Raw genomic sequence first — 12,953 nt, forward strand, 5'->3', positions numbered from 1 at the left:
CCGATGGTCTGCACCTTTCCGGCATCTTCGCCAAAGGTTGGCGGCAGCGTCGCTCCGCCGGGCACGAGGATCGTCGGCAGATTATGCATCGCCGCCAGGCGATCATCGTCGCCGGCAGCCCCTTGTCGCAGGTGGCGACGCCGATCACCGCCCGCCGGGTTGGCAGGGAGCGGATCAGGCGGCGAAACACGATCGCCGCGTCGTTGCGGTACGGCAGGGAGTCGAACATCCCGTGGGTGCCCTGGGAGCGTCCGTCGCACGGATCGCTGACGAAGGCGGCGAAGGGAATGCCGCCGTTGCGGGTGATCTCCTTTGCCGCCGCCTGCATCTGCAGGCCAATCTCCCAGTGCCCGGTATGGTAGCCCAGCGCGATCGGCCGGCCGTCGCCGGCGCGAATGCCGCCCTGGGTGCCGACGATCAGCACCTCTTTCCCCGTCAGCTTGTTGGCGTCCCAGCCCATGCCGGCGTTTTGCGTCATGCCGAACAGGTTGCCGCTCGGCGACTCCATCAGCATCTGCGGCGTCAGCGGCAGCGCGCCCTGAGGGCCTGCGGCGTGGGTGGTGACCGCATAGAATGCATCGTCCTGCGGAGTGAAAATCTTGTCGATGGTCATCGTCTTTTCCCGTATCAGCAGAGCTTGAGCCGTTGCAGCAGCGCTTTGAGCTGCGCCTTGCCCGCCTCACTCAGCGGCGAGGCCGGCGGCAGCACGTGCGTTGACAGCGGCCGGCCGCACAGGACCGTCGCCTCTTTAATCACGTTCACGAACGGCGTATCGAGCAGGTAGATCTGCGGGATTTGCAGCAGCGTCTGATGATAGCGTGCCGCCTGCGCCAGGTCGCCGTCGCGGAAGGCCTGCAGCAGCTTCACCGACAGCTGCGGCGCAAAGTTAGCGCTGGCCGAGATCGCCCCGTCGCCGCCCAGCAGCAGCGTATTGAACAGGTGATCGTCGTAGCCGCAGAGCACCGAGAAGTTCGGATGCGCCGACTTTACGGTCAGGATCATGCTGCGCAGATGGGCCACGGAGTCGATGGTGTCCTTGATGCCGACGATATTGCTGCGCGAATCCGCCAGGGTTTTGACCAGCGCCGGCGTCAGGTCCTGGCCGCTGAGCGCCGGGAAATTATAGAGAATAACCGGCAGCGTCACGCAGTCCGCCACCTGCTGGTAGTAGCGGATCAGGTTCTGTTCCGACACTTTCCAGTAGTAGGGGTTAATTACCACAATGCCGTCAGCCCCCGCCGCCTGCGCGTGCTGGCTGAGCACGATAGTCTCCCGCGCGTTGGTGCCGCCGGTGCCAATCAGGACCGGCACCCGCCGATCGACGTGGCCGATGGCGAACGCCGCAACCGCCTTGCGCTCTTCGGCGCCGAGCTGCGAGAACTCCCCGCCGCTGCCGAGGAAGAACAGGCCGTCAACGCCCGCGGCGATCGTGTCGTCGATAAGTGCCGCGAAGCCCGGCTTATCAAGCTGGCCGTCGGCGGTAAAGATGGTGGAAACAGGCGGAATAATCCCCGAGAACTGCACGGTCTGCTGCATGAGATCTCCTTGCTGATGTATTGCTCGCTATTTTTGTTCTACATTATAGAACGTCGTTCGTTTATTTAACGATTATACTATGCCGCCGGGAAAGAGAAGGTAAATGGGGTTGCGGACGCAGGTGCCAGTTTTTCAGGCTGGATCACATAATGCTGCAACGGCGCTGATCTATAGCGCCAGTCAGCGCAGCGCAAGCGGGGAAAATCCTCAACACCCTGGCGAACCCTGGTTTCATCAGGCGCAATGCGGGCGGGGAAAATGTCGAAGATGGCGCGCGGCGCCGGTGCGGACTACAGGAGCGCGGGCCCGCAGGCCCGCCAGGCGCCGGGCCTGCGGGCCCGCCAGGCGCCGGGCCTGACGGGATACTTCGGGTTAACGCTAACTCAGACCTTATCCGCCTGGGATTCGGCCCACACCTTACGCGCGGCCCTGCGCTCTTCGCTGGTATCAAGCCGGTCCTGCAGATAGTGCTCAATCTGCTCGAGGCTGCGGTTGCGGGTTTCCGGCACGCATTTAATGACGAACAGCGCGCCAAACACGCCGATCCCGGCGAAGATAAAGAAGGTTCCGGAGAGGCCAATCCACGACAGCAGGATCGGGAAGAAGAGCGAAATCAGGAAGTTGGCGATCCACATTGAGAACACCGCCCCGCCCATAAAGATCCCGCGCAGGCGGGTGGGGAAAATCTCCGACAGCAGCAGCCAGGTCACCGGCGACAGCGCCCCCTGCTGGAAGCTGAGGAACAGCAGCATGCCCACCAGCACCATATAGGCCCGCAGCGCGTCCGGCTGGCCGTTGACGGTTTCCGGCAGCAAATAGCTCACCGCGCCGATAAACACCAGGCAGGCGGTACAGCCGAACTGGCCGATCATGGTCATCGTCCGGCGGCCAATTTTACCCAGCATCCAGATGCCGACAAAGGTCATCAATACCGACACCACCCCGTTGGCGATGGTGGCAAACAGCGCGGCGTTATCGCTCATCCCTACCGACGTCAGCACCGTTGGCGCGTAGTACATAATGGTGTTTACGCCGGTAAGCTGCTGAATAACGGCAATACCGATACCAATCATAAACAGCTTAAACAGCCACGGAGTCATAATTTCGCGGAACCGCGGCTTGCCGAGACTGCGCTGCTCGTCGAGCGTTTCGCTGATCTCCATCAGCTCCCACTCGACGTCCTCTTTGCGGCGGGTGCGCTCCAGAACCCGACGCGCTTCCGCCAGGCGCCCCTTCATCGCGTACCAGCGCGGCGAATCCGGCATAAACATCATGCCAAACCACAGCAGCACGGCGGGCAGCGTAGCGACCGCCAGCATCCAGCGCCAGGTGCTCTCCCCGCCCCATACGGCGTGGAAGCCCGCGTTCGAGATATAGGCCAGCAGCTGGCCCGAGACAATCATCAGCTCCTGCAGCGTCACCAGCTGCCCGCGCCTGTTCGCCGGCGCCATTTCGGCGATATAGACCGGCACGGTTGCCGCCGCGCCGCCAACCGCCACGCCGAGCACCAGGCGAAAGAAAATCATCCAGTTAACGTCGGGCGCCAGCGCGGTACCGATGGCGCCAATGGCGAAGATAACCGCCAGCCAGAGGATGATTTTCTTTCTACCCGCCGCGCTGGCCAGATAGCCGGAAAGCAGCGCGCCGAACGCAGCACCGAACAGCAGCGAGCTGGTCACCAGGCCGGTGGTGAACGGAGTGAGATGCAGCTCACTGCCCATAAACAGCAATGCGCCGGAGATAACGCCGGTATCGTAGCCGAACAGCAAACCGCCGAGCGTTGCTATCAGGGCAACGACCTTCACAAACGGCGTGGTCGGGGCGTCGCTATTCGGCCCCGAGGCCCTGTTGAGGGTGAGATATTGTTCCTTTGACATAAAAGACTCCAGTAACCTGCCTTGTAGGGGGAGATCCGCTCTGGTCTGAATGCAGAGGCGATGGCCTCACTGACGTGTTTATTTGATTAGCGCACAGCGCCGGGAAAAAGCAGGCCACGCTGCTGCATGGCCTGAAGTGAAGCAACGATTAAATTCCTGCCGTTTCGCGAATATATTTCCGCGCCTTCAGCGCATATTCGAAGGGGTTGGCCAGCGCCGGATCCTGCTCGGCTTCCACTACCATCCAGCCCTTGTAGCCAAAATCATCCAGCAGCTTAAATACCGGACGGAAATCAATTGTGCCGTCGCCGGGCACGGTAAAGGTGCCCTTCTTCACGCCGTCGAGGAAGGAAAGCCCCTCGCGGCGCACCTGCTCAATCACCGCCGGGCGCACGTCCTTCAGGTGCACGTGGTTGATACGCGGCAGATATTTTTTGAGGATCGCCAGCATCGGCTCTTCGCCGCCTTCGGAGTACCAGGCGTGGCCGGTGTCGTACAGCAGGAAGACGCCGTCATCCACCAGCGACATAAACTTATCGATCTCTGCCGTCGTTTGAACGCCGGTTCCCATGTGGTGGTGCAGGCAAACCTGCATCCCTTTTTCCGCGGCCAGGCGCCCCAGGATGTTGTAGCCCTCGGCAACCCGCTGCCACTCCTCTTCGCTAAAGCACGGCTTGGCGTCGGCCAGAATCGGCTTGTCCAGCCCCTGGATGCTGCCGCTCTGCTCGGAGCAGCCGATCACCTTCGCCCCCATCGCATGGAGGAAATTCATATGGTTAACGAATTCATCAATGGTTTTTTCGCGCTGCCCGTCGGCAAAAAAGGTGCTAAACCAGGCGTTGCAGATCTGGATACCGCGGATCGCCAGCATCGGCTGCAGCACCGCCGGATCGCGGGGATATTTACTGCCGACTTCGCTGCCGCTAAAGCCCGCCAGCGCCATTTCGCTGACGATCTGCTGGAAGGTGTTTTCGCCGCCCAGCTCCGGCATGTCGTCGTTAGTCCAGCCGATCGGGGCGATAGCGAGTTTGATATTATCTTTGTTCATTAGGTTGCTCCTGCCGCCGCGTCTTAACGACGCAGCAATTCACGTTCGATGAGTTCACGGGTTTCCACTGCCTGGTACTTCATCTTCTCCGGGTAGCCGAACAGGGAGGCGGCCACAATCGGCTCGCCGCCGACTTTGAACGTCCGTTCGGCAAATTTCATCTCGCGCAGCGTGCGGAACAGCGCGTTGAAATCGACGTCCCCTTCGCCGACGCCCACGTGCTGGTGCACGGCGGCATCAACGCCCGGCGGGTTAACGATGTAACGGCAGTGCCTGGTATGGTTGCGGGTATCGGCGATCAGCACGTGGGAGAGATCGTCGCCGGCGTAGCGCAGCATCTTCTCCACGTCGCCTTTCCCTTTGTCATAAAAGAAGGTGTGCGGCACGCTGTAGACGTACTTCACGTTGTCGCTGCGGAACGACTTCACGATATCGACGGTTTCGTTGTTCTCTTCGCAGAAGTCCCACGGATGGGCCTGGATCTCGACGCGAATGCCTTCGCGCTCAAAGATCGGCAGCAGCTCCTCCATCGAGCGATAGAACATCTCTTCGCAAATTTCCGGCTGGTTGGGATCGCCGGAGAACTCGGTGTTGATCACCTGGACGCCCATCTCCACCGCGATTTCGATCAGCCGCTTCCAGTTTTTCACCGCCGCCTGGCGACGCGCTTCATCCGGACCCGACCAGCGGTAGACGCAGATAAATGAAGAGAGCTCAACGCCGGTGTCGCGCAGCGCCTGCCTGTACTCGGCAATCACTTCGCGACCGGCGCGCGGGTGCTTATAGAACGGGTTAATCTGCGGGTGCGGCGACTGCTCAATATAGCGGTAGCCCCACTCCGCTACCTGATGCACCATCCCGCTAATCCCGAGGTCTTTAATCACATCCACATCAAAGGCAATTTTCATCGTCGAGTCCTGTTTGCAGAGGTTCCGCAGACGCGGCTGCGCTTAGCGCTGATAGAAAGCCGGGCACTCCGGCAGCGCGACCGCGACCGGCACGGTGCTTTCCTGCGCCTGCAGGCAGGCGTCGGCGGCGACGGAGGCGGCATAGCCATCCCACGCCGACGGGCCCTGCAGCCTGCCGGCCTGCACGTCGTTGATAAAGGCCTGCAGCTCGACGTCGTAGGCTTTGATAAAGCGGTCTTTCCAGTCGGTGAGGATCGGGGTTGAGAGGTTCGCCGCCTTGCGCATCTGCACCGCCGAGGGTTCCGGCAGGCGCGCAATCCCGGTTTCGCCCACCACTTCGCACTGAATGTCGTAGCCGTACTGGCAGTTGACGAAAACTTCGACGTCGATCAGGGCGCCTTTTTTGGTTTCAAACGAGACGATCTGCGGATCTCTCAGCCGGGCGTGGGTGTGGGATGTGGCGCGCGGGAAGCGAACCTGCACCGAGCGATAGTCATCGTTCAGCAGCCAGCGCAGCACGTCCAGCTCGTGGATCAGGGTGTTGGTGATCGCCATATCGGTGGTGTAGTTCTCGCCGACGCTCTGGTTGCGGTGCGCGCACTTCAGCATCAGCGGCGCGCCGATGTCGCCGTCATCAATTACTTTTTTCAGCGCCAGGTAGCCTTCATCGTACGGACGCATAAAGCCGACCTGCACCAACCTGCGGCCGGCTTTTATTTCGGCATCGACAATGCGGCGGCAGCCTTCGGCGCTCATCGCCAGCGGCTTTTCGCAGAATACCGGCTTGCCGGCGGCAATCGCCGCGAGGGTGTACTCTTCGTGGGTCGGGTCCCACGAGGTCACCAGGATAGCGTCAACGTCGCTGGCGTTAATCACGTCGTGGCCGTCGGCGTAGACTTCGGCGTGAACGCCGGGTAGCGCAACCGCCGCCCGCGCGCTGTCGGCATTGATGTCCGAAACGGCCACCACCGTGGCCCCCTGTAATACCTGCGTGCAGCGACGGATATGCTCTTTACCAATGGCGCCTGCGCCGATAACGCCTAATCTGAGTGACATAATAGTGTTCTCCCGCGGTTCTGTAGGGTTCAGGGTAAGTGTTCTGTTTTAGTAATCCCGCGCCTCGGCGCGTTTTTCATTAATCTGCTCTGCGACTTTGCGGATCCGCTCGGAGAGCGCCGTCTGGGCTACGCCGACGTTCCACCAGCTGCCGTACTTATGCACCATGGTTTTCGGCAGCACCTTAATATCAATCAGCGTGCTGACCGTTTCGCGACGCGCGGCGTCCAGCGCCTGGCGCAGCTCATCAAGGGTGGTGACGCGCCAGGTTTTGCAGCCGTAGCCCGCGGCGATGGTCGCGAAGTCGACCGGCACCAGGCCGCCCTGCAGCCGCCCGCTCTCCGCCGAGCGGTAGCGGAACTCGGTGCCGAAGCTGTCCATACCGTGCTCGATCTGCAGGTTGTTAATACAGCCGTTGGCCATGTTGTCGAGCAGCACGATGTTGATCTTGGCGCGCTCCTGTAAAGAGGTGACCAGCTCGGAGTGCAGCATCATGAATGAGCCGTCGCCCACCAGCGAATAGACCTCGCTTTGCGGCTGCGCCAGCTTCACGCCCAGCGCGGCATTCACCTCGTAGCCCATGCAGGAGTAGCCGTACTCAACGTGATAGGTGTTGGTCGCCCGGTTGCGCCAGACGCGCTGCAGATCGCCGGGCAGGCTGCCCGCCGCCGCCACGATCACCGCGTCGGAGGCCAGGGTTTCGTTCAGCACGCCGAGCACGCTGCACTGCGTTAAGGTTGAATCCGTGATCTGGCGGAATTCGCGGTACACCGCATCGCGATCCAGGCGGTCGTCAATTTCCGGGACGAAGGACTCCTCCTGCCATACCGCCTGATAGACGCGCTGGGTCTCTTTCAACTGGCGGCTCTGAACGCTGTCGATCTGCGCTCCCCACTCTGCCTGCCAGGACTCGCCCGCCAGCGCGTCGTCCAGCGCGGTGAGCGCTTCGCGGGCATCGGCCAGCAGCGGGATCCCGTCCAGCTTCCAGGCGTCAAAATTGCTGACGTTGACGTTAAGGAAGCGCACGCCGGGATGCTGGAAAAGCCATTTTGAGGCGGTGGTGAAATCGCTGAAGCGGGTGCCGACGCCAATCACTAAGTCGGCCTCTTTCGCCAGCAGGTTGGCCGCCAGGCAGCCGGTTTCGCCCACCCCGCCAACGTTCAGCGGATGGGAGGAGACCACCGAACCTTTCCCGGCCTGCGTTTCCGCAAAGGGGATGCCGTAGCGTTCGGCAAAGCGGGACAGCGCCTCGCCGGCACCGGCGTACTTCACCCCGCCGCCGCAGATAATCAGCGGCTTGCGGCTGGCCTTAATCGCCGCCAGCGCGTCCGCCAGCTGCGCGGCGCTGGCCGGGCGACGGTCGAGCCGATGCACGCGTCGGGCAAAGAAAGAGAGCGGATAATCCCAGGCTTCGCCCTGAACGTCCTGCGGCAGACAGAGAGTCACGGCGCCGGTCTCAGCCGGGTCGGTCAGGACGCGCATCGCGTTAATGCAGGCGCTCATCAGCTGCTCCGGGCGCGTAATACGGTCCCAGTATTTGCTCACCGCGCGAAACGCGTCGTTGGTGCTGATGCTCAGGTCATAGCTCTGTTCAACCTGCTGCAGGACGGGGTCGGGCTGACGGGTCGCAAAGACGTCGCCGGGCAGCAGCAGAAGAGGAATACGGTTGGCGGTCGCGGTGGCCGCGGCGGTAATCATGTTGGCGGCGCCCGGCCCCACGGAAGAGGTGCAGGCGATGATCTGCCGGCGCAGAGACTGTCTGGCAAAGCCGGTCGCCGCATGCGCCATCCCCTGCTCGTTACGCCCCTGGAATACCCGCATTTCGCCGCTGTCCTGCTCCAGCGCCTGGCCCAGCCCCAGCACGTTGCCGTGGCCGAAGATGGCAAAAATACCTTTGACGAATTTATGCTCTTCGCCATCGACTTCCAGATACTGGTTATCAAGGAACTTCACCAGCGCCTGCGCCATTGTCAGTCTCAGTTTGCCCATGTTGCACAATCCTTATTGTTCAGTATTTGTGTGTGGGTTAGCGCTTTTGCCCCTGCGGCGATACCGGAAGAGGTCGAGACAAATCGTTAACGGCCACTGGAATACTGTTGGATTATAGGCAAACATTTTTTTCATTAAACATAAATACAGAAAAAACATTTCATTTTGCGAGAAGGATCAAACTCTCGGCGCATTTCACTCGTTTCATCGACATCGGCGCGCAATCCGCCTCCCATTCCGCGTCGCGCCACAGGCCAATATCCTTTTAAAAATCAGGTATAAAGATGTTTATTACCCACCCTTTTTGATGCAAGAGCAGCCGCCACCGGCAAACCTTTGTATAATGGTGCCCGGCGCCGCAGAGTGGTAGATCCCTCACACTTTTGGTTTTTTAATTTCGATCCAATTTGCAAATGAAATATTTATTTCTCAAACTAAGGGGAATCGTTCACTCTCAGGCTGTTTGTGGAGACCTCGTCGATATCGACCCTTCCGTACAGCAGACATGCAAAAGGAAACCGTAGCTATGAATGCAGCAGTAAAGCGGCTCGACGTCATCTGTATTGGCCGGGTGGCTGTCGACCTCTATGCCCAGCAGATTGGCGCAAGGCTGGAAGATGTCGCCAGTTTCTCTAAATATCTGGGCGGCTCCTCGGGCAACGTGGCCTTTGGCACCGCCATTCAGGGATTAAAATCGGCGATGCTTGCCCGCGTGGGTGATGAGCACAACGGCCGCTTTTTACGGGAAACGCTAAGCCGTGCCGGGGTCGATACCGAATACCTGATAACCGACCCGAAGCGCCTTACCGCGCTGGTGATGCTAGGGATTAAAGATCAGGAAACCTTCCCGCTCATTTTTTACCGCGACAACTGCGCCGATATGGCGCTGACGCCGGAAGATATTAAGGAAGAGTACATCGCCTCCTCCCGGGCGCTGGCGATCACCGGCACGCACCTTTCGCATGCCAACACCCGCGCCGCGGTGCTGAAAGCGCTGGAGTACGCCCGCCGCCACGGCCTGCGGACGGCGCTGGATATCGACTATCGCCCGGTACTGTGGGGATTAACCTCGCCCGGCGATGGTGAAACGCGTTTCATTGCTTCCGGTTCCGTCACCCGTCAGCTACAGGAAGTGCTACATCTGTTCGATTTAGTGGTCGGTACAGAAGAAGAGTTTCATATTGCCGGCGGCAGCACCGATACGCTAACGGCGCTGAAAAACGTCCGCCACGCCACTAAAGCCACCCTGGTGTGCAAGCGCGGCCCGATGGGCTGCGTGGTGCTGGAAGGCGAGATCCCCGACGGCTGGGAAAGCGTGCCGCTGCAGCAGGGCGTGCAGGTGGAGGTGCTCAACGTGCTGGGCGCCGGCGATGCCTTTATGTCCGGCCTGCTGCGCGGCTGGCTGAACGACGAGGGCTGGGAGCAGGCCTGCCGCTACGCTAACGCCTGCGGGGCGCTGGTGGTCTCTCGCCACGGCTGCGCGCCGGCGATGCCGACGAAAGTGGAGCTGGATGACTATCTGCTGCGCGCGGAATCGGTCCCGCGCCCGGACCTCGACGCCCGTCTGAACCATCTCCATCGGGTGACCAGCCGCCGCCAGCAGTGGCCTGAGCTGTGCATCTTTGCCTTTGACCACCGCAAGCAGCTGGCGGAACTGGTGCAGGAAACCGGTCGCGATACGGCCTGCATCCCGCAGCTCAAGCTGCTGCTGCTGGCCGCAGCCGAGGCGGCGGCGCAGGAGGCCGGGCTCGATCGGCGCAGCGGTATCCTCGCCGATGGCACCTACGGCCAGCGCGCGCTGAACGCCATTACCGGCAAAGGCTGGTGGATCGGGCGGCCAATCGAGCTGCCGGGCTCTCGCCCGCTGCGTCTTGAGCACGGCAATATCGGCTCTCAGCTGATCGACTGGCCGCTGGAACAGGTGGTTAAGTGCCTGGTCTTCTATCATCCGGCCGACCCGGCGGCGCTGCGCGCCGAGCAGGATGCGCTGCTGCTGGAGGTCTGGCAGGCCTGCAATAAGTCCGGGCACGAGCTGCTGCTGGAAGTGATCCTGCCGGAGAGCGGCCCGGATAAGGACGAGCGCCACTATTACGCCATGCTGGAACATTTTTACCGGCTCGGTATCCAGCCCGACTGGTGGAAGCTGCCGCCGCTCTCCAGCGCGAGCTGGGAGCAGATCGCCGCGCTGATCGAACGCGAAGATAGCCTGTGCCGCGGGATCCTGATCCTTGGCCTCGACGCGCCGCCCGATCGCCTGCGCGCCGGATTCGCCGAGGCCGCGAACCACCCGATCATCAAGGGCTTTGCCGTCGGGCGCACCATCTTTGGTCAGCCTTCGCGCCGCTGGATGCAGGGCGAGCTTAGCGATGAGGCGCTGATCGATGAGGTGAAACGCAACTACCTGGCGCTTATCGGCTACTGGCGCGAAGCCCGCGGCTAATCCTGTTCAGCCCGCACCTTCCCCCTCCGGTGCGGGCTTTTTCGCTTTCTTCGTGAAATGAATCGCGTATTTCATCGCAAAAAATGAAAAATTCGCTTCATTTGGTACACTGGAAGTTATATTTCTTTCATTTCATCAGAGCGCAATTTATGGCCAATAATCCAACCCAACTTACCATCCTGCAGGATGAGATCAGGCGTCGCTACGAGACGTTAAGCAAACGCTTAAAACAGGTGGCGCGCTATATTCTGGATAACAGCAATAGCGTGGCTTTCGATACCGTCGCCTCTATTGCCCAGCAGGCCGACGTTCCGCCATCCACCCTGATTCGTTTCGCTAACGCTTTTGGCTTCAGCGGCTTTAACGAAATGAAGCAGATGTTCAGACAGCATCTGATGGAAGAGACCGCCAACTATACCGAGCGCGCGCGCCTGTTCCGCCAGACCACCAGCGATGAGAGCTCGCCGCCGGAAACGCCGACCGAAATTCTCAATATGTTTACCATGGTCAACACCCAGGCGCTGCAGCAGCTTGCCATGCAGACCTCGGGCGACGATCTTGAGCGCGCAGTAGCCCTGCTGGCGGAAGCGGAGAATATCTACGTTATCGGCCTGCGCCGCTCGTTTAGCGTCGCCTCCTATCTGACCTACGCCCTGCGCCACCTTGACCGCAAGGCCTTCCTGATCGACGGACTCGGCGGCATGTTTACCGAACAGCTGAGCCTGGTCGGCCCGAAAGACGTGGTGGTGGCGGTCAGCTTCTCGCCTTACGCCCGCGAGGTGGTTGAGCTGGTTGAGCTCGGCGCCCAGCGCAAGGCGCGGCAGATTGCCATCACCGACAGCCAGGTTAGCCCGCTCGCGGCCTTCAGCGACGTCTGCTTCGTAGTGCGCGAGGCCCAGGTTGACGGGTTCCGCTCGCAGGTGGCTTCGCTCTGTCTCGCCCAGACGCTGGCGGTTTCGCTGGCCCTCAACAGCAGTAAAGATCCGCAGGCCCAGCAGCAGGCCTGAGGCACCGCCTCCCCGGAGGCGGCGCGCTCGCCCGTCCGGCCGACCACGACCAAACGTTCTCTCTTCTCCCCGGATGGCGGCGTCAGCGCCTTATCCGGGCTGGCGCCGCACGCCTTGTCATCCCGTCCAGTCGGGCGACATTGTGCAAATTCGCCCCGCCCGCCCCGACGGCCCGTTGTCGGCCCGGGTCGCGCGGCCGGGAACGCTCAGGCAACAAAAAAGGCCGGTTAGCAAATCTAACCGGCCTTGCTTAGCGCTCATAACGTATCAGTCGTGGCGCGGATAGTCGGGGCTATTGATCCACGCGTGATCTTCTTCCCAGCTAAACAGCCACCGGCGATCCGGCCCGGCCATCACGTTCAGATAGTAGCTGTCATAGCCGGCAATCGCCGCCACCGGATGATAGCCGCGCGGCACCATCACCACGTCGTGGTTGTAGGGCGCCATGCAGGCGTCCAGGCTGCGGTCATCGGTATAGACGCGCTGGAAGGCAAAGCCCTGCGGCGGGTCGAAGCGGTGATAGTAGGTCTCCTCCAGCTGGGTCTCGCGGCCCGGCAGCGCGGTATCGTGCTTGTGCGACGGCCACGAGCTGGTGGCCCCCTCATCGGTGTAGACCTCGACCACCAGCAGGCAGTCAGCCTGCGCGCTGTCCGGCAGAATATTGTGCACCCGGCGCTGGTTGCGCCCTTTGCCGCGATGCTCAACGCCAACCTCCTGCGGGCGAATCACCCGCGCGGGGAAGCTCCCCTTACCCGGCGCGCTGCAGACCGCCAGCTCGAGATCGGAATCGGCGGTAACCTCGACTTTATCCTGCGACGGCACGTAAACCGACCACGGCGGCGTGCGCTCAAACGGCGACATCCGCTGCCCGAGGTCCGGGAAGTCGGCCTTCGTCGTTTTGACCGAAGCCAGCCCGGCGACCAGCACCAGGCACAGCTCTCGCTCGCCGCTTTCCAGCGTCACGCTCTGCCCCTTTTTCAGCATCCAGACGTCAAAGCCGATGTAACGCCAGCCGGCGCTTTGCGGCGTAATGTGCTGGATCTGCCCCTCTTTTTGCGATTTAGCCAGTAACGACATGGCGATCTCCTTCGC

The 12,953-nt window shown here is 61.4% G+C and carries 9 protein-coding genes and 1 pseudogene; 2 read left to right on the forward strand and 8 right to left on the reverse strand.

Annotated features, from left to right (window positions below):
- The 7 genes and pseudogenes from yagF to iolD all read right to left on the reverse strand — a co-directional run.
- Positions 1-613 (reverse strand): annotated as a pseudogene (gene yagF, locus PFH44_RS00005) (xylonate dehydratase YagF); the annotation flags it as partial.
- Between the two features lie 14 nt (positions 614-627).
- On the reverse strand, positions 628-1,536 hold the full coding sequence (locus PFH44_RS00010) for a dihydrodipicolinate synthase family protein (RefSeq protein WP_283824023.1): 909 nt from the start codon (positions 1,534-1,536) through the stop codon (positions 628-630).
- A gap of 383 nt (positions 1,537-1,919) precedes the next feature.
- Positions 1,920-3,413, reverse strand: a complete 1,494-nt coding sequence (locus tag PFH44_RS00015) for a sugar porter family MFS transporter (RefSeq protein WP_283824024.1) — start codon at positions 3,411-3,413, stop codon at positions 1,920-1,922.
- 148 nt (positions 3,414-3,561) lie between these two features.
- Positions 3,562-4,461 (reverse strand): myo-inosose-2 dehydratase, encoded by a 900-nt coding sequence (gene iolE / locus PFH44_RS00020; protein WP_283824025.1) that lies wholly within the window; start codon positions 4,459-4,461, stop codon positions 3,562-3,564.
- Positions 4,462-4,484: 23 nt separating this feature from the next.
- Positions 4,485-5,369: a sugar phosphate isomerase/epimerase family protein gene (locus PFH44_RS00025; RefSeq protein ID WP_283824026.1), complete on the reverse strand. Its 885-nt coding sequence runs from the start codon at positions 5,367-5,369 to the stop codon at positions 4,485-4,487.
- A 42-nt stretch (positions 5,370-5,411) separates the two neighbouring features.
- Complete coding sequence (iolG, locus tag PFH44_RS00030) at positions 5,412-6,425, reverse strand: bifunctional inositol 2-dehydrogenase/D-chiro-inositol 1-dehydrogenase (RefSeq protein ID WP_283824027.1); 1,014 nt, start codon at positions 6,423-6,425, stop codon at positions 5,412-5,414.
- 48 nt (positions 6,426-6,473) lie between these two features.
- A complete protein-coding gene (gene iolD / locus PFH44_RS00035; protein ID WP_133601039.1) occupies positions 6,474-8,414 on the reverse strand; it encodes a 3D-(3,5/4)-trihydroxycyclohexane-1,2-dione acylhydrolase (decyclizing) in 1,941 nt (646 codons plus the stop codon).
- Between the two features lie 526 nt (positions 8,415-8,940).
- Between iolD and PFH44_RS00040 the strand changes: the two genes are divergently transcribed.
- Both PFH44_RS00040 and PFH44_RS00045 read left to right on the forward strand, forming a co-directional pair.
- Positions 8,941-10,854 carry a bifunctional 5-dehydro-2-deoxygluconokinase/5-dehydro-2-deoxyphosphogluconate aldolase gene (locus tag PFH44_RS00040; protein WP_283824028.1) on the forward strand — a complete coding sequence of 638 codons (1,914 nt, stop codon included), beginning with the start codon at positions 8,941-8,943 and terminating at the stop codon, positions 10,852-10,854.
- Between the two features lie 149 nt (positions 10,855-11,003).
- Positions 11,004-11,861: a MurR/RpiR family transcriptional regulator gene (locus PFH44_RS00045; protein WP_045853281.1), complete on the forward strand. Its 858-nt coding sequence runs from the start codon at positions 11,004-11,006 to the stop codon at positions 11,859-11,861.
- A gap of 267 nt (positions 11,862-12,128) precedes the next feature.
- On the opposite strand, the gene iolB is transcribed toward PFH44_RS00045, so the two are convergent.
- Positions 12,129-12,938 carry a 5-deoxy-glucuronate isomerase gene (iolB, locus tag PFH44_RS00050; protein ID WP_283824029.1) on the reverse strand — a complete coding sequence of 270 codons (810 nt, stop codon included), beginning with the start codon at positions 12,936-12,938 and terminating at the stop codon, positions 12,129-12,131.
- Positions 12,939-12,953: the final 15 nt, after the last annotated feature.

This window comes from Klebsiella sp. Ech2A (assembly GCF_030078455.1).
In the GTDB taxonomy this organism is placed as follows: Bacteria; Pseudomonadota; Gammaproteobacteria; order Enterobacterales; family Enterobacteriaceae; genus Klebsiella; species Klebsiella terrigena.

Bases quoted from the DNA above. Each gene is read 5' to 3' on its own strand.
- PFH44_RS00010 (WP_283824023.1), bottom strand. From the start codon at position 1,536: ATGCAGCAGACCGTGCAGTTCTCGGGGATTATTCCGCCTGTTTCCACC.
- PFH44_RS00015 (WP_283824024.1), bottom strand. From the start codon at position 3,413: ATGTCAAAGGAACAATATCTCACCCTCAACAGGGCCTCGGGGCCGAAT.
- iolE (WP_283824025.1), bottom strand. From the start codon at position 4,461: ATGAACAAAGATAATATCAAACTCGCTATCGCCCCGATCGGCTGGACT.
- PFH44_RS00025 (WP_283824026.1), bottom strand. From the start codon at position 5,369: ATGAAAATTGCCTTTGATGTGGATGTGATTAAAGACCTCGGGATTAGC.
- iolG (WP_283824027.1), bottom strand. From the start codon at position 6,425: ATGTCACTCAGATTAGGCGTTATCGGCGCAGGCGCCATTGGTAAAGAG.
- iolD (WP_133601039.1), bottom strand. From the start codon at position 8,414: ATGGGCAAACTGAGACTGACAATGGCGCAGGCGCTGGTGAAGTTCCTT.
- PFH44_RS00040 (WP_283824028.1), top strand. From the start codon at position 8,941: ATGAATGCAGCAGTAAAGCGGCTCGACGTCATCTGTATTGGCCGGGTG.
- PFH44_RS00045 (WP_045853281.1), top strand. From the start codon at position 11,004: ATGGCCAATAATCCAACCCAACTTACCATCCTGCAGGATGAGATCAGG.
- iolB (WP_283824029.1), bottom strand. From the start codon at position 12,938: ATGTCGTTACTGGCTAAATCGCAAAAAGAGGGGCAGATCCAGCACATT.